This is a genomic window from Neorhizobium sp. PAMB6716, from assembly GCF_058242805.1.
Map to the genome: position 1 here is coordinate 347,082 of NZ_CM177835.1, position 16,632 is coordinate 363,713.

General features: G+C 61.4%; 12 protein-coding genes. 6 read left to right on the forward strand and 6 right to left on the reverse strand.

What is annotated here, in order from left to right; genetic code table 11:
* Positions 1-12: 12 nt before the first annotated feature.
* On the reverse strand, positions 13-1,065 hold the full coding sequence (locus tag AC4CWH_RS01620; protein ID WP_491320116.1) for a threonine aldolase family protein: 1,053 nt from the start codon (positions 1,063-1,065) through the stop codon (positions 13-15).
* Positions 1,066-1,537: 472 nt separating this feature from the next.
* Between AC4CWH_RS01620 and gltB the strand changes: the two genes are divergently transcribed.
* The 4 genes from gltB to AC4CWH_RS01640 all read left to right on the forward strand — a co-directional run bounded on the left by gltB (position 1,538) and on the right by AC4CWH_RS01640 (position 8,735).
* A complete protein-coding gene (gene gltB / locus AC4CWH_RS01625) occupies positions 1,538-6,265 on the forward strand; it encodes a glutamate synthase large subunit (protein WP_491320117.1) in 4,728 nt (1,575 codons plus the stop codon).
* 52 nt (positions 6,266-6,317) lie between these two features.
* On the forward strand, positions 6,318-6,560 hold the full coding sequence (locus AC4CWH_RS01630) for a hypothetical protein (protein WP_491320118.1): 243 nt from the start codon (positions 6,318-6,320) through the stop codon (positions 6,558-6,560).
* Positions 6,561-6,596: 36 nt separating this feature from the next.
* Positions 6,597-8,051: a glutamate synthase subunit beta gene (locus AC4CWH_RS01635; RefSeq protein ID WP_491283893.1), complete on the forward strand. Its 1,455-nt coding sequence runs from the start codon at positions 6,597-6,599 to the stop codon at positions 8,049-8,051.
* Positions 8,052-8,144: 93 nt separating this feature from the next.
* Positions 8,145-8,735: a nucleoside 2-deoxyribosyltransferase gene (locus AC4CWH_RS01640; RefSeq protein ID WP_491320119.1), complete on the forward strand. Its 591-nt coding sequence runs from the start codon at positions 8,145-8,147 to the stop codon at positions 8,733-8,735.
* Positions 8,736-8,738: 3 nt separating this feature from the next.
* Here AC4CWH_RS01640 and AC4CWH_RS01645 read toward each other — a convergent pair whose 3' ends face one another.
* Complete coding sequence (locus AC4CWH_RS01645; protein WP_491320120.1) at positions 8,739-9,899, reverse strand: SGNH/GDSL hydrolase family protein; 1,161 nt, start codon at positions 9,897-9,899, stop codon at positions 8,739-8,741.
* A gap of 92 nt (positions 9,900-9,991) precedes the next feature.
* The gene (locus AC4CWH_RS01650) at positions 9,992-11,215 is read right to left on the reverse strand and encodes a lytic murein transglycosylase (protein WP_491320121.1); all 1,224 of its coding nucleotides are present in this window, start codon (positions 11,213-11,215) and stop codon (positions 9,992-9,994) included.
* A 206-nt stretch (positions 11,216-11,421) separates the two neighbouring features.
* Here AC4CWH_RS01650 and galU point away from each other — a divergent pair, with 206 nt between their 5' ends.
* Positions 11,422-12,306 (forward strand): UTP--glucose-1-phosphate uridylyltransferase GalU, encoded by an 885-nt coding sequence (gene galU, locus AC4CWH_RS01655; protein ID WP_491283897.1) that lies wholly within the window; start codon positions 11,422-11,424, stop codon positions 12,304-12,306.
* Between the two features lie 66 nt (positions 12,307-12,372).
* Here the strand turns inward: galU and AC4CWH_RS01660 are convergent, their stop codons facing one another.
* A complete protein-coding gene (locus AC4CWH_RS01660; RefSeq protein ID WP_491320122.1) occupies positions 12,373-13,830 on the reverse strand; it encodes an outer membrane beta-barrel protein in 1,458 nt (485 codons plus the stop codon).
* Positions 13,831-14,020: 190 nt separating this feature from the next.
* On the opposite strand from AC4CWH_RS01660, the gene AC4CWH_RS01665 reads away from it, so the two are divergent.
* Complete coding sequence (locus AC4CWH_RS01665; protein WP_491320123.1) at positions 14,021-15,016, forward strand: KpsF/GutQ family sugar-phosphate isomerase; 996 nt, start codon at positions 14,021-14,023, stop codon at positions 15,014-15,016.
* A 7-nt stretch (positions 15,017-15,023) separates the two neighbouring features.
* Here the strand turns inward: AC4CWH_RS01665 and AC4CWH_RS01670 are convergent, their stop codons facing one another.
* Both AC4CWH_RS01670 and AC4CWH_RS01675 read right to left on the reverse strand, forming a co-directional pair.
* Positions 15,024-15,485 (reverse strand): NfeD family protein, encoded by a 462-nt coding sequence (locus AC4CWH_RS01670; protein ID WP_491320124.1) that lies wholly within the window; start codon positions 15,483-15,485, stop codon positions 15,024-15,026.
* A 4-nt stretch (positions 15,486-15,489) separates the two neighbouring features.
* Positions 15,490-16,530, reverse strand: coding sequence for an SPFH domain-containing protein (locus AC4CWH_RS01675; protein WP_491320125.1), 1,041 nt, complete (start codon positions 16,528-16,530; stop codon positions 15,490-15,492).
* Between the last annotated feature and the right edge of the window lie 102 nt (positions 16,531-16,632).

Consider the following 16,632-nt stretch of genomic DNA (forward strand, 5'->3'; position numbering starts at 1 on the left):
GTTTTAACTGCCTCAGCCGGCGGCGATCACGTCGAGGAAGGCGTCGACGTCTTCCTTTTCTGTGGCAAAGCTGGTGACGAGGCGGATCAGCATTTCGCCGTCCTGCACCGGTTCGGCCATGTCGCGTGGCTCCAGCCAGTCGTAGAATTTCGCGCCCTTGGCGTCCGCGGCCTTGGCGGTCTCCTTCGGAATGACGGCAAAAACCTCATTGGACGTGGTGTCCCAGGCAAGGCGAGCGCTGTTTGAAGCGGAAAGGCCGGCGCGCAGGCGGTCGGCCATGGCATTGGCGTGGCGGGCAAGGCCAAGCCAGAGGTCGTCCTGCAGATAGGCCTCGAACTGGGCGGCGATGAAGCGCGACTTGGAAAACAACTGCGCCGAGCGCTTGCGGATGAAGGGCAGTTCCTTCGCCGTATCAGGATTAAAGAACACGATGGCTTCGGCGCACCAGCAGCCGTTCTTCGTGCCACCGAAGGACAGGACGTCGACACCGCGCTTCCAGGTCATTTCGGCCGGGCTCACGTCCAGCTGCACCAGCGCATTGGCAAAACGGGCGCCATCCATATGCAGCGGCAGGCCGTTTGCCTTGGCGACGCGGGAAATCTCCTCGATTTCGGCAAGCGTGTAGATCGTGCCGACTTCAGTCGCCTGCGTCATGGTAACGGCCGTGGCCCGGCCGTGATGCACGGCATCCTGCGGATAACGCGCGATGCGGCTTGCGAGGATCTTGGGGTCCATCTTGCCGCCAGAACCTTCGACAGGGGACATGCGCATGCCGCTGAAGAAATCCGGCGCGCCGCATTCGTCCTCGATCACATGCGCCTCGGAATGGCAGAAGGTCACGCCGCCGGGCTTGGCAAGGCTTGCCAGCGACAGCGAATTGGCTGCCGTGCCGGTCGCGACGAAAAACACCGATACCTCGCGCTCAAAAATCTCGTTGAAACGTTGCTCGATGGCCTGGTCGAGCGCGCTGGTGCCATAGGCGGCGGCAAAGCGGGTCGATTCCTTCATCAGCCGCTCGTTGATGGCATGATGGGCGCCAGCCCAGTTGTCCGAAGCAAAAAACATGGGATTTGAGACTTTCAAAGAAGCATGGGATCGGGCGTGGAGACGACAACGCGACGGCAGCCGTTCGTGCCCGGAGATTAGGCCGATCCTGACTGCGATCAATAGGTTTTGGCCGTGTTGGAGGTGCGGTCCTGTTTCTGAGGTATGAAAGATGATAAAGATCCTCACCTACGCGTAATATTATTGCTTGCGTGTGTGCGATCCGGAAATTTTCGGGCGAAATGGCGCTCAGAATTTTGTGGCGGCCACCTTGCGCGATCACCGTATTTCTGTCATAGAAAATGAGAATTAGGGCAGTCTTGCTGTCCTAATTTGCCAGATGAGGGCGCAGAATTCCGTTAACCTTTGTTTTTGAAGGGTTGCTGTCTTCTGCGCTACGCGTGTGGCCTCTATGATGACGGTGGGCTCGGGGGTACGGGTTCATCAATCCGGTCAACCTTGTCCGCTTGTGCGGCCTGTAGGAGGAAAGACGATGACGAAGGTTCATGCACCAGAAGGTTCTGCGGTCGGCTCGGCCGAAACCGTGAAAGCCGCCATGCCTTTCCGCCGCCTGTCCGCCTCCGGCGTGCCGCTGGCGCAGGGTCTTTACGACCCGAAGAACGAACACGATGCCTGCGGCGTCGGTTTCATCGCCCATATGAAGGGCGTCAAGTCGCACCAGATCGTCAAGGACGGCCTGTTCATCCTGGAAAACCTGACGCACCGCGGTGCCGTCGGTGCCGATCCGCTGATGGGCGATGGCGCCGGCATTCTGGTGCAGATCCCCGACCGCTTTTTCCGCGAGGAAATGGCAAAGCAGGGCGTCACCCTGCCGAAGGCTGGCGAATATGCCGTCGGCCACATCTTCATGCCGGCAGAGCCTGAGCAGATCGAACACTTCAAGAAGGTGATGATCGATGTCATCGCCGAAGAAGGCCAGCAGTTCCTCGGCTTCCGCGATGTGCCCGTTGACAATTCCTCGCTGTCGAAGGCGCCGGATATTGCCGCGACCGAACCCTATCACTGTCAGGTCTTCATCGGCGCTGGCCGCGATGCCGCGACGAACCATGATTTCGAGCGCAAGCTGTTTTTGCTGCGCAAGGTGATTTCCAACCGCATCTACGATGCCTTCGGCGGCCAGGAAACCGGCTTCTATCCGGTCTCGCTGTCGTCCTCCACCATCGTCTACAAGGGCATGTTCCTCGCCTATCAGGTGGGCGCCTATTACAAGGATCTCTCCGATCCGCGTTTTGAAAGCGCCGTTGCCCTCGTGCATCAGCGTTTTTCCACCAACACCTTCCCGTCGTGGAAGCTCGCGCACCCCTATCGCATGGTCGCCCATAACGGCGAAATCAACACGCTGCGCGGCAACGTCAACTGGATGGCGGCGCGTCAGGCATCGGTCTCCTCGCCCTTCTTCGGCGATGATATCTCCAAGCTCTGGCCGATCTCCTACGAGGGCCAGTCGGATACGGCCTGCTTTGACAACGCGCTCGAATTCCTCGTGCGCGGTGGTTATTCGCTCGCCCATGCGGTGATGATGCTGATCCCCGAGGCCTGGGCCGGCAACCAGTCGATGTCGCCTGAGCGCAAGGCATTTTACGAATATCATGCCGCCCTGATGGAGCCGTGGGACGGACCCGCTGCCGTTGCCTTCACCGATGGCCGCCAGATCGGCGCAACGCTTGACCGTAACGGCCTGCGTCCCGCCCGGTATGTCGTGACGGACGACGACCGCATCATCATGGCATCTGAAGCCGGCGTTCTCCCGGTGCCGGAAGAAACCATCATCAAGAAGTGGCGCCTGCAGCCGGGCAAGATGCTGCTCATCGACATGGAAAAGGGCCGCATCGTTTCCGACGAGGAAGTGAAGCTGGAGCTTGCCACCAAGCATCCCTATCGCACCTGGCTCGACCGTACCCAGCTGATCCTGGAAGAGCTGAAGCCCGTGGAGCCGCGCGCGCTGCGCCGCGACGTGTCGCTGCTCGATCGCCAGCAGGCTTTTGGCTACACCTCGGAAGACACCCGCATCCTGATGTCGCCGATGGCAACCACGGGCCAGGAAGCCATCGGCTCCATGGGCACCGATACGCCGATCTCGGCCATGTCGTCGAAGTCAAAACTGCTTTACACCTATTTCAAGCAGAACTTCGCCCAGGTCACCAACCCGCCGATCGATCCGATCCGCGAGGAACTGGTGATGAGCCTTGTTTCCTTCATCGGTCCGCGCCCGAACATTCTCGATCATGAAGGGGCAGCCAAGGCCAAGCGCCTGGAAGTGCGCCAGCCGATCCTCACCAACGGCGATCTTGAAAAGATCCGCTCCATCGGCCACACGGAAGACCGTTTCGACACGAAGACGCTCGACTTCACCTATGATGTGGAGCGCGGCGCCGAAGGCATGCCGGAAATGCTCGATCGCCTCTGCGAGCGGGCGGAAGCGGCCGTCAAGGGCGGCTATAACATCATCGTGCTCTCGGACCGCCAGATCGGGCCTGATCGTATTGCGATCCCGGCACTTCTCGCGACTGCCGCCGTTCACCATCACCTGATCCGCAAGGGGCTTCGCACCTCCGTTGGCCTCGTGGTCGAATCGGGCGAGCCGCGCGAGATCCATCATTTCTGCTGTCTCGCCGGTTTCGGCGCCGAAGCCATCAACCCCTATCTCGCCTTCGATACGCTGACCGATATGCATGCACGCGGCGAATTTCCGAAGGAAGTCGATGCGAGCGAGGTCGTCTATCGCTACATCAAGGCGGTCGGCAAGGGCATCCTCAAGGTCATGTCCAAGATGGGCATTTCCACCTACCAGTCCTATTGTGGCGCGCAGATCTTTGATGCGATCGGCCTGTCATCGGAACTGGTGGAGAAGTATTTCTTCGGCACCGCCACCTCCATCGAAGGCATCGGCCTCAATGAAATCGCCGAGGAAACGGTCACCCGCCACACATCGGCCTTCGGCAAGGACCCGATCCTTGCCACCACGCTGGATATAGGCGGCGAATATGCCTATCGCATGCGCGGCGAAAGCCATGCCTGGACGCCGGATGCGGTTGCCTCGCTTCAGCATGCCGTGCGCGGCAACAGCCAGGATCGTTACCGCGAATTTGCCGCGATGATGAACGAGACGGCGCTGCGGATGAACACCATTCGCGGCCTGTTCAAGGTGAAGAGCGCCGAACAGCTCGGCCGCACGCCGATCTCCGTCGATGAGGTCGAGCCGGCGGTCGATATCGTCAAGCGCTTTTCCACGGGCGCCATGTCCTTCGGCTCGATTTCCCGCGAGGCGCATACGACGCTTGCGATTGCCATGAACCGCATCGGCGGCAAGTCGAACACCGGTGAGGGTGGCGAGGAAAGCGATCGTTACCTGCCGCTCGCCAACGGCAACCAGAACCCGGAACGCTCGGCCATCAAGCAGATCGCCTCCGGCCGTTTCGGCGTGACCACGGAATATCTCGTCAATGCCGACATGCTGCAGATCAAGGTGGCGCAGGGTGCAAAGCCCGGCGAAGGCGGCCAGCTGCCCGGCCACAAGGTGGATGCGACGGTTGCCAAGACCCGCCATTCCACGCCGGGTGTCGGCCTCATCTCGCCGCCGCCGCACCATGACATCTATTCGATCGAGGATCTGGCGCAGCTGATCTTCGACCTGAAAAACGTCAACCCGACAGCCGATATCTCGGTGAAGCTGGTGTCTGAAGTCGGTGTCGGCACGGTGGCGGCAGGCGTTGCAAAGGCGCGCGCCGATCATATCACGGTGGCCGGTTTCGACGGTGGCACCGGCGCGTCGCCGCTCACCTCGCTGAAGCATGCCGGTTCCCCCTGGGAAATCGGCCTTGCCGAAACGCAGCAGACGCTGGTGCTGAACGGCCTTCGTTCGCGCATCGCGCTGCAGGTGGATGGCGGCCTGAAGACCGGCCGCGATGTCATCATCGGCGCGCTTCTGGGGGCTGACGAGTTCGGCTTTGCGACGGCTCCCCTGATTGCCGCCGGCTGCATCATGATGCGCAAGTGCCATCTGAACACCTGCCCCGTTGGCGTTGCCACCCAGGACCCGGTTCTGCGCAAGCGCTTCAAGGGCACGCCCGAGCATGTCATCAACTACTTCTTCTTCGTCGCTGAAGAAGTGCGTGAAATGCTGGCATCGCTCGGCTACAGCCGTCTCGATGAGATCATCGGCGCTTCCGAGCTTCTGGAAAAGGACGAGATGATCGCCCACTGGAAGTCGAAGGGTCTGGACTTCTCAAAGATCTTCCACAAGGTCGACGCGCCGAAGGCGGCAACCTTCTGGACGGAACGCCAGAAGCACCCGATCGACGATGTGCTCGATCGCAAGCTGATCGAAAAGTCGCTGCCGGCGCTGGAATCCAAGGAGCCGGTTGTCTTCGAAGTGCCGATCAAGAACGTCGACCGTTCCGCCGGTGCCATGCTGTCTGGCGCACTTGCCAAGCGCTGGGGTCACAAGGGCCTGAAGGACGATACGATCCATGTCACGCTGCGTGGCACGGCCGGCCAGTCGTTTGGCGCCTTCCTCGCGCGCGGCATCACGTTCGATCTCGTGGGTGACGGCAACGACTATGTCGGCAAGGGGCTCTCGGGTGGCCGCATCATCGTGCGCCCGCCGGAAAATTCACGGCTTGCCGCCGAGCATTCGATCATCGTCGGCAACACGGTGCTCTATGGTGCGATCACCGGCGAGTGCTATTTCCGCGGCGTCGCCGGCGAACGCTTTGCCGTGCGCAACTCCGGTGCGATTGCCGTTGTCGAAGGCGTGGGTGACCACGGCTGCGAATACATGACGGGCGGCATCGTGGTGGTCCTCGGCGAAACCGGCCGCAACTTTGCAGCCGGCATGTCCGGCGGCGTCGCCTATGTTCTCGATGAAACCGGCGATTTCGCCAAGCGCTGCAACATGGCGATGGTGGAACTTGAGCCGGTGCCGGAAGAGGACGACATGCTGGAGAAGCTGCACCATCACGGCGGCGACCTCATGCACAAGGGCCGCGTTGACGTGTCGGAAGACATGACGCGCCACGACGAGGAACGCCTTTACCAGATGATTTCCAACCATCTCCACTACACCGGCTCCAACCGGGCCAAGGAGATCCTGGACCGCTGGACGGAATACCGCCCGAAATTCCGCAAGGTCATGCCGGTGGAATACCGTCGTGCGCTTGAGGAAATGGAACGCATGCGCATGGGCGTTGCGGCGGAATAGTTCAACTGTGGGCGCCTTGTGTTATGAGCTTAAGCTCATGATGGAGGCGCCCATGGGACCACTACCAAAAGAACGCGAAAGCGAAATCATCAGAGAGGGTAAGCGTCGTCTCGTTGCTATTCCCGATGACTTCTTCCTTGAGGGGGACAAGATCATCATCCGACAGGAGAAGGACGGAATAATATCTGTCCATCCTGCGGAGCAGACAGCACGTGAGGCTATGAGTTCCAGGTTCAGCCCATTCGGTGATTGGGAAGATGATACCGGGCCCGAGACGGCGAGACCTGTTGAGTAAATGGCTGCGCTAGCGGCGAAGATTGAGGGATGAAACATGGGCAAGGTTACGGGTTTCATGGAAATCGACCGGCAGGTGGCAAAGTACCAGCCGGCGTCTGACCGCATTCGCCATTTTCGCGAGTTCACGATCCCCATGTCGGAACCGGAAGTGCAAAAGCAGGCCGCGCGCTGCATGGACTGTGGCATTCCCTATTGCCATGGCCCGACCGGATGTCCTGTTCATAACCAGATCCCGGACTGGAATGATCTCGTTTATAACAACAAGTGGGAGGAGGCGATCCGCAACCTCCATTCCACCAACAATTTTCCGGAATTCACCGGCCGCGTCTGCCCGGCGCCGTGCGAGGAAGCCTGCACGCTGAACCTGGAAGATGCGCCCGTCGCCATCAAGACGGTCGAGCAGGCGATTGCCGACAAGGCTTATGAGCTTGGTTTCATCGCGCCGCAGCCGGCCACCATCCACACCGGCAAGAAGGTTGCTGTCATCGGCTCGGGTCCTGCAGGACTTGCCGCTGCCCAGCAGCTTGGCCGCGCCGGCCATGAAGTGCATGTCTATGAGCGCGAGTCCAAGCCCGGCGGGCTGCTGCGCTACGGCATTCCGGACTTCAAGATGGAGAAGAATTTCATCGATCGCCGCGTCGAGCAGATCAAGGGCGAGGGCGTAACCTTCCATTGCGGCGTCAATATCGGCGTCGACCTGCCCATGCAGCAGCTCATCGACGAGCATGACGCCGTGGTTTATTGCGGCGGATCGGAAACCCCGCGTCCGGCCGGCATTCCAGGCGTCGACCTGCACGGCGTCTACGATGCGATGCCCTATCTCGTGCAGCAGAACCGCCGCGTTGGCCGCGAAAACATCGACAGCGTCGGTTGGCCGTCGGAGCCGATCCTTGCCGGTGCAAAACATGTCGTCGTCGTCGGCGGTGGCGATACGGCGTCGGACTGCGTCGGCACGGCGTTTCGCCAGGGCGCCGTGAAGGTCACCCAGCTCGACATCCGCCCGATGCCGCCGGAAAAGGAAGACAAGCTTGCCGTCTGGCCGTTCTGGGCCACGAAGATGCGCACCTCGTCTTCGCAGGCCGAAGGCGCAAACCGCGAGTTTCAGGTGGCAACGCTGGAATTCGTCGGTGAGGACGGTCAGCTGACCGGCGTGCGCTGCTGCCAGGTGGACGAGCGCCGCAAGCCGATTGCCGGCACCGATTTCATCATCAAGGCCGATCTTGCCTTCATCGCCATCGGTTTCTCCGGCCCGGCAACGGACGGCGTGCTCTCCGAAATGGAAGGCAAGCTGGCGCTGAATGTCGACCGTCGCGGCTCGACCAACGTCATCGCCAATGAGCGCGACTACAAAACCTCCGTCGATAAGCTCTGGGCGGCAGGCGACGTGCGCCGCGGCCAGTCGCTGGTCGTCTGGGCCATCCGCGAGGGTCGTCAGGTGGCACGCGCCATTGACGAGGCGCTGATGGGCGCCTCCGTCCTGCCGGCCTGAACCATTTCCCCGCCTGTCAGCCCGGTTCGCCGGGCTGACCCTTTTTAAAAACCATCCTTTTCCAAACCCTTCTTTTTGCCGGATACCGGTTCCATGATTTTGAAGCTTTACCTTGCCGGGCCGGAGGTTTTTCTGCCCAACGCCCGCGAAACTCTGGATGCCAAGGCCGCGATGACGCGTGCCTATGGTTTTGAGCCGATCTGCCCCGGCGATGTGAGCATCGAGCCGGCACCCACGCGACACGGTTTTGGACTGAAGATCAGCGGCGTCGATGAGGACATGATGAACCGCGCCGATGGCGTGATCGCCAATCTCACGCCGTTTCGTGGCATTGCAGCCGATGTCGGCACGGCTTTTGAGCTGGGTTACATGTGCGCGCAGGGCAAGCTGGTGGCCGCCTACACGAACATGACCGCCAACCATTTCGCTCGCACCCGCGATTTTTATGCGGGCGATATCCGCGAAGGCGCAGATGGGCGCAAGCGCGGCCCGGACGGTCTGTCGCTCGAGGATTTCGACATGATCGAGAACCTCATGCTGCATGGCGGCATTGAGCGGCGCGGCGGCCATATTGCCGTGCATGATGCCGCAGCTGATGCGCTTTACACGGATCTTACAGCGTTCGAGGAATGTCTGGCGGTTCTGGTAAAAAGCCAGATGGTAAAAGCTGCCATCACGGCATGATCGTCATTGGGTCGCGCCGGTGACCTCGGTGCGATAATAATCAACGCGGCCGATGGGGGCGTCCTTCACTTCCCCCTTGGTCACCAGCAGGTCGCGAGGACTATCGGTTGTCGCTGTTTTCGGTGGGCTGGCGCTTGCGCCCAAAAGTGTTTCACCGCCGTCGAGGGCGGGATCGGAGAGGCTGATCGGCTGGGTCTTCACCGGTATCTCGGCCTGCGGCGGCAGGCTGGATAGAAGCGGCAGGTCACCGGCATCGAGGCGGATCAGATCAGAAATGCTGAGGTCGCCGAGATGGCGGCGGGCGAGCTTTTCCACGTAGAAGGCCAGCTTGCGTTTGCCTGCATCGGTAAAACCGATCCCATCCTGGGAACGCAGGCGCACCGGCTGACCGTTGACATCTGAGCCGCTGACGATGAACTGGCCGCCTTCGCTGACGAACCCATCCCAGATGTCGACGAATTCGCCGCCCGCCGTCTCCACCTGCTTCTGGTAGATGCTGTTGAGCGTCACCGCATCGGCCGTCAGCGAGGGCGACTGGAAGGGCGGCAGGCCCACCCAGAGCAATGGCAGCTTGTGCGCGGTGACGATGCCGGCGAGCTGCGACACGCGGGCTTCATATTCACTGAGCCACTTGTCCGTGCGAAAACGTTCGCGTCCGCCGTCGACCTGCAATGTCTGGCGGTCATTGGCGCCGATCATCACGACGACCAGCTTCGGTTTTTCAGCGGCAATCAGCCGTTCCAGTTCCTGTGGCCAGTTGAAGTGGTCGTCCCGCACCAGGCCGGAGGCGACCGATCCCTGTTCGGCGACCACCACAGACGGATCTTCCGCAAAGGCTTCCGTCAGTCCCTTGCCAAGACCCATGGCGGTGAAATCGCCGACGACGAGGATCTTGCGGGCGTTTTCCATTTTTTCGACCACAGGGGTGGCGGTCACGGCCGGTGTGGCGGTGGCACTGGCGCCTGCTGCCGGAGCGCGCTCGGGCCGGGGCGCACTTGTTCTTGCCGGCTGGCGCCGGCGCTGCGGCTGGCTGTTGAGATTGATGATCGAACGTTCCTGCACCTGCCGGCGATTGCCGAAAAACAGGTCCATCAGCGTGCGCCGCTCCTGCGCGGAGGCCTCAGGCAGGCCGAGCGGAAACGCCAGCACGGTGCATAAAAGCACGCGTCGCCACCGCCGCCCGTTGCTGCCGTTCTTCCTCGTCACCACGCGCCTTTCCGTGTTGGCGGCTTTTCGCTTCACGTCACGTCTTCACGTTATTTGCGGATACGCTTCAGCAATGTCTGCGACGGCTCGCCGTCCGCATCCATGCCAAGGCGTGATTGCAGGGCGCTGATCGCAGCCTTCGAGCCGGAGCCGAAATTGCCGTCGATCTCGCCATTGTAATAACCAAGCTCCTTCAGGCGGCTCTGCAACTCGAATTTCTCCTTCATGTCGAGCGCACCGGTCGGGCGTGGCCAGGACTGCGCCACCCCGCCGTAACCGGCAATTTCGTCAGCCAGAAGGCCAACCGCCAGCGCATAGCTGTCGGCCGCGTTATAACGCTTGATGACGAAGAAGTTCTTGACCATCAGGAAGGCCGGGCCATTGGCGCCGGCCATCAGCTTCAGTTCGGCCCGATCGCTGTGGCGGGGAAAGCCCTTGCCGTTCGGGCGGGTGAAGCCGAGTGCTTCCCATTGGGCTAGCGTTTTCGTCTGGCCCTCGTAACGGGCCGCGCCGCGCGGCAGAACTGCCTCATATCCCCAGGTCTTGCCCCCTTGCCAGCCGTTCTTCGCGAGAAGATTGGCAGAGCTTGCCAGCGCATCGGGAATGGAATTCCAGATGTCGCGGCGGCCATCGCCATCGGCATCCACCGCATAAAGCAGGTAGCTTGTCGGGATGAACTGCGTGTGGCCCATGGCGCCGGCCCAGGAGCCGGTGAGGTGGCGCGGCGTGATGTCGCCCGATTGCAGGATCTTCAACGCTGCCACAAGCTGCGTGCGGGCAAATTTCGAGCGCTTGGGGTCGGCCCAGCCAAGCGTTGCTAAGGCCTGCGGCACATGGTGCAGGCGATCGGGCTTTTCGAGAACAGAGCCATAATTGGATTCCATAGACCAGATGGCAAGCAGGATATGCTTGTCGACGCCGAAATGGTTCTCAAGACCCGCCAGCAGACGTCCATGTTTTGCAAGCATCTCGCGGCCGATACGCACGGTAAACGGATTGACGCGCGAATCCAGATACTGCCAGATTTCGGATTTGAACTCCGGCTGGTAGCCTGCTTTCTGCAAAACGTCTTCGTCAGGGCCTGTTATGCCGGCGAAAGCTTTGTTATAGGTCGCGCGGGTGATGCCGCTGGCAGCAGCGGTCTGATAGAAATTGGAAACCCAGGACTTGAAACCCTGATCCGCTCTGGCATCTATTGCGGTGCCCGAAAACGTGATCGCGGCGATCACGGAGAGGGCCAACCCAGCGAAACGATGTTTGGAGAAAATGCTCATCGGCAGTCGCGTTCCTTCTGTCCGGTCTGAAAATCGCCAGGATCGGGAACCACGCCCTGGCATTGACCGGAGGTTAGACGGACAATGTCAATAAATTCTTTACCATGTGAACACGGATCTGTCATTGTTTGTGATTATGTGATGATTATCCGCTAGCAGTTTTTTGCGTCGCACCACAATGAATGTAAGTGCTTTAGGAGGCATGATTGGCACAACAGAAAATTCGTAAAGCCGTATTCCCCGTCGCAGGACTGGGAACTCGCTTCCTTCCGGCCACCAAGGCTGTTCCGAAAGAAATGCTGACTGTCGTCGACAAACCGGTCATCCAGTATGTCGTCGATGAAGCGGCAGAAGCCGGCATCGAGCATTTCGTTTTTGTCACCGGTCGTGGCAAGGGTGTCATCGAAGACTATTTCGACATTCAGTTCGAACTCGAGCAGATGCTGCGCGAGCGCAACAAGAATGCCGAACTGACGCTGCTGTCGGATCTACTGCCGGTTGCCGGCACTGCAAGCTTTACCCGCCAGCAGGTTCCGCTCGGTCTCGGCCACGCCGTCTGGTGCGCCCGCGATATCGTCGGTGACGAGCCGTTTGCGGTTCTCCTGCCCGACATGATCATGTCGTCGGAAAAGAGCTGCCTGAAGGGCATGGTCGAGCTTTATGACAAGACCGGCGGCAATGTTCTCGCCGTCGAGGAATGCGCTCCCGACCAGGCCCACAAATATGGCATCGTCGGCGTTGGCGACAAGGTTGGCGACGAAGGCTTCAAGATCACCGAGATGGTCGAAAAGCCTGCCAAGGGCACCGCGCCTTCGAACTTCTTCATCAACGGCCGTTACATCCTGCAGCCGGAAATCTTCAAGATCCTCGAAACCCAGGAACGTGGCGCCGGCAACGAAATCCAGCTGACCGATGGCATGCTGGCGCTTGCCAAGGCACAGGAATTCGCTGGTTACCACTTCAAGGGCGAAACCTATGACTGCGGCGCCAAGGATGGTTTCATCCTGGCAAACCTTGCCTTCGCCCTGAAGCGCGGCGACATCCGCCCGCTGATCGAAGGCCCGCTCAAGGACATGGTCTCCAAGATCTGATTTTTTATCATCTAAGTGAAAAGGCCCTGCGGATACCTGCGGGGCCTTTTTCATATCCGGACCCGGTCAGCGCTTGAGGCTGAGGCCTAAGCCGACGCGCCAGAGATTGCTGTCGGTCCCGCCGGCATTGGCGGTGTGCTCGTAACCGAAATTGGCCGTCGCGTCGAAATAGCGGTTGACGCTCCAGATGAGACCGGCGCCGGCCTGCCAGTCAGTTTCATCCGTTGCCGAGGGGAAATCGCGCCGCGTGGCAGAGGCAGTCAAACGGCCGGTGAGGTTGTTGAGGATCTGGTGCGACAGGCCGGCGGTGAGGAGATATTCGCTCCAGCCGCTGGCGCCCGCCGTTGCGGCATCCTGAAGGGTCGTGCGAAGCCCCAGATCCACATCCGTGCCCCGGCGCGGCGACCAGAACACGGTGCCATCGAGTGTCAGGGCATTGAGGCTTGCCAGACGGGAATCCTCGTAATCCACCGTCGCATAACCGATGCCGAGTTCGCCACGCAGCTTCTCACTGAAATCGAACTGCAGCCCACCGCGCCCACTATGGCTCATCGATGAGCGCTCGTAGCCGGAGGCATCGCGTCTGGCGTCATAGACGGCGCGGCCAAGGTTTGCCTCGATGAACGGGATCAGCGCCGGCGACAGCTCGTAGCCGAGGCGAACACGGCCTTCGACGGCGGTACGGTCGCGGTCGCTTAAGGAAAGGCTGCTGCCATCGGCGAGACGGGCCGTGCCATAGGTGGTGCGCGTCGCATCGATGGCGGCGGTGGCGCGCAACACGCCAAAATCCCGCTCCAGCGAGGCGCCGCCGGTGTAGCGGTTGACGCCGGCCTGCGTCGTGGCCCCACTGACCGCATTCGGATCGCCGGTATCCTCGCGCTCGAAGGCGTAACCGCCAGTGATGTGGCCTGTTGTATTGCCGGAGAGATCGAGACGCAGATCGGCATCCAGCCGCCCCTCCGGATCTGTGCTGCCGCGCCCGCTGACATTGCGCTCATAGGTGCCTTCTCCTGATACTGTCAGCTGGTGGCGGCCCCAGTCGGAGGTCAGTGTGCCGTTTGCGGTGGTAGCGAGATAGCTGCGGGTGGTTTTTATCCCGCCGCTTTTCGTCGTTTCGCTGTTGATGCTCTGGTTGATCGTCGGGCGAAGGGTGAACGTGCCAAGCCGGATGCCGCTGCCATCATCCGCCCGGGCGGATCCTTCGCCGGCATCGATGCCGGGTTCCGGCTGGTTCTCCGGTCCTTCGATCAACTGGTTGATATCGTCGGCATCTGTCCCATCGGCCCCTGCGAGCGGAACACCCTGCACCATGCCGCCACGCAATTGCGTCTCGCCCGGAGCCTCGGCGCTGACCTCGGCCGCAGCGGGAGCAAAGGGTTGCGCCACATCCGCCGTCTGCGCCAGTGCTCCCGAGGACAGAGCAAGTATGCCTGTGGACAGAGCAAGCACCGCCGTCGCCATCATCCGCGCAGCCGGCATCCGGTGCCGGGCAACAAGAGCGGCGAGGTGAGGGGAGAGGGTCATTACGCTGCCTGACGGGGGAACGGGCATGGAACGGGAACAGAGTTAGCCAAAGCTAAAGCAGCGTGGTTAACGTTTGGTTGCCCAGGGGTTGCGCCCTGTCGCGCGCTGAGGCCTTACCGGCCTTTATCCCTTGCGTTGCGCGACGTTCGGCGCATGGACTTCGCCAAAAAACAGCGTTATGGCATCGCTCATGAACACGAACGCCTTGCTTTCCGAAGGTTTCGACGCCGTGGCTTCGGCGTTGCGAACCATTGCCACCGAAAAACGCGGCCTTGCGGCGCTGGAGACGGCGCTTACCGATGGCCTTGGCGCGCCCATGCGCGAGGCGATCACGCGCATCTCCGGCATCACCGGCCGCGTCATCGTGACGGGTGTGGGCAAGAGCGGACATATCGGCGCCAAGATCGCCGCGACCCTTGCCTCGACAGGCACGCCGGCCTCTTTCGTCCATGCGGCGGAAGCCAATCACGGCGACCTCGGCATGATTGCCGGCAACGATCTGGTGCTGGCGATTTCCAAGGGCGGCGAAAGTGCCGAGCTGAAAAGCATCATCGCCTATACGCGCCGTTTTTCCATTCCACTGGTGTCGCTCACCTGCGCGCCGTCCTCGTCGCTGGCGCGTGAAAGCGATGTCGTGCTACTTCTGCCGGCCGAGCAGGAAGCCTGCCCGCATGGCTTGGCACCCACTACTTCGACGCTGATGCAGCTTGCCATCGGCGATGCGCTGGCGGTGGCGCTTCTGGAAGCACGCGGTTTTACGCCGACCGATTTCCACGTCTTCCATCCCGGCGGCAAACTGGGCGCGAGCCTCACCCATGTGCGCGACATCATGCACACCGGCGATCGCCTGCCGCTGGTGGCTGAGGGAACGCCGATGGTGGAGGCGGTGCGCACGCTGTCGCACAAGCACTTCGGCTGCGTCATCGTGCTCGATGGCGACGGCCGGCTGGCCGGCATCGTCACCGAAGGCGACATGGCGCGCAACCTCACCCGCAATCTCGGCGAACTCTGCGTCGATGATGTGATGACGAGGACCCCGAAGACGATTGCGCCGAATACGCTTGCAACGGCAGCGCTTGGCCTCATCAACAAGCACAATATCGGCGCCTTGATCGTTCTCGACGACGAGCGCCATCCGGTCGGCCTCGTGCATTTCCACGATCTGCTGCGGATCGGCGTCGCCTGACGACAGATTAGGCCACCGGCTCCACGATCAGCTCTCTTCCCGTCCAGTCGGCCACGCGCACGCGCATGCCGGCGGGAAGATCAGGCCCCGTCACCGACCACCAGGTATCGTCAAGACGGATGCGGCCGCGGCCTTCACGGATGGGCTCCACCAGCGTTGATGTGCGCCCGACAAGGCTGTCGCCGCGCCGGTTCAGCAACGGCTGATCGCTTTCGCTGTCCTTGCGGGCAAAGTAGCTGCGGCCGGCAAGGGTCAGTGCCACCGAAAGAGCGGCAAACAGCACCAGTTGCAGCTGCCAGCTCCACCAGACCTCACCCCAGAGCGCCAGCGAGGCCGCGCCGACCACCATCGCCGCAAGCCCGATCCAGATCAGGAAAACGCCGGGGGCCGCCAGTTCGGCGGCCAGCAGAACCATGCCGAGGATCCACCAGCTCCACGGCCCAAGGCTTGCAACGAGGTTGATCAGCATGACCTCAGGTCTCGGTTCTGGGCTGGTTGAACGGGTTTATCGCAGGCGTGGTGCGCGCCGAGGCCTGCTGCGGCTGTGCTGGCACGGTCTGAGCTGGAACACGCTTCGGTTGCGGTGCATTCGGCGTCTCGCCAAACACCTCGCGGGCAATGGCGCCGATACCGGCGAGCGACCCGATCAGCGAAGAGGCCTCCATCGGCATCAGCACGATCTTGGAGTTCGGCGCCGTACCGATGGCGGCCATGGCTTCGGTGTATTTCTGCGCGACGAAATAGTTGATGGCGTTGACGTCGCCGGCGGCAATCGCTTCGGAAACGACGCGGGTGGCCTTGGCTTCGGCTTCGGCCAGACGCTCGCGGGCTTCTGCTTCGCGGAAAGCGGCTTCCCGGTCGCCTTCGGCCTTCAGAACGGCGGCCTGCTTGGCACCTTCGGCGCGCAGGATCTGCGCGTTGCGCGAGCCTTCGGCCTCAAGAACCTGCGCGCGCTTTTCACGCTCGGCCTTCATCTGCCGGCCCATGGATTCCACGAGATCGCGTGGCGGCTGGATATCCTTGATTTCGACGCGGGTGACCTTGATGCCCCAGGGGCCGACGGCATCATCCACCACACGCAGCAGCCGTTCGTTGATGACCTCGCGGTTCGACAGAAGTTCATCGAGATCCATCGAGCCCATGACCGAGCGGATATTGGTCATGGTGAGGTTCTGGATGGCGTTTTCGAGGTTGGAGATCTGGTAGGCGGCCTGCGCGGGGTTAAGGATCTGGTAGAAGGCTACGGCATCGGCGGACACGCTGGCATTGTCCTTGGTGATCACTTCCTGCGTCGGCACATCCAGCACCTGTTCCATCACGTTCATCTTGGCGCCGAGGCGATCAATGAAGGGGATGATGAGGTTGAGGCCGGGATCGAGCGTGCGCGTATAACGCCCAAAACGCTCCACCGTGTAGCGATAGCCCTGCGGCACGGTCTTGATGCCGGCAATCAGCACCAGCACGACGAAGGCCACAAGGGCGATGACGACGATATCGAAGCCGGAGAAATTCATGGAGCCCCTCCAAAGGGTTTAATCGGTATCCCTCATGTAGGCCATGCACCCCTGCTAAGCCAGAGGCGAACCGGATGTGGGGCATGATTTGCGCTCGCTCGT